The 373-nt window shown below is 72.1% G+C and carries 1 protein-coding gene; it reads left to right on the top strand.

Annotated elements, in window-relative coordinates; all coding sequences use genetic code 11:
* The coding region (locus WX88_RS26945; protein ID WP_046247528.1) for a T9SS type A sorting domain-containing protein at positions 1–373 on the top strand (373 nt) is incomplete at both ends.

Genomic DNA, 373 nt, shown 5'->3' with positions numbered 1-373 from the left:
CCGACCCTGGACCCGTTCACGGCCGACTTCCGCGTGCAGGGCACCAGCCCGGCCATCAACGCGGGCACTACTAGCAACCTGCTCCCGACCATCACTACCGACCTGCTCGGCAACCCCCGCGTAGTGGGCGCCACCGTCGACCTGGGGGCCTACGAAACACCAGCCGTGCCTCTGGCCAGCGCCACGGCCCGCGCCCGCACGCCGCTGCAAGCCTTCCCCAACCCGGCCCACACCCGCGTGGAGGTCTCGCTGCCCGGCGTGCTGCCCGGCAGCCGCGTGCAGCTCTTCGACGCCCTGGGCCGCCTCTGCCTGAACCAGCCGGCTGCGGAGAAGGTGGTCCTCTCGCTCACGAGCCTGCCCCCCGGCATCTACA

This window comes from Hymenobacter terrenus, assembly GCF_000972495.1.
GTDB lineage: Bacteria > Bacteroidota > Bacteroidia > Cytophagales > Hymenobacteraceae > Hymenobacter > Hymenobacter terrenus.
The sequence above is the reverse complement of the archived record's forward strand: the minus strand, read 5'-3'. Positions and strand labels throughout refer to the sequence as shown.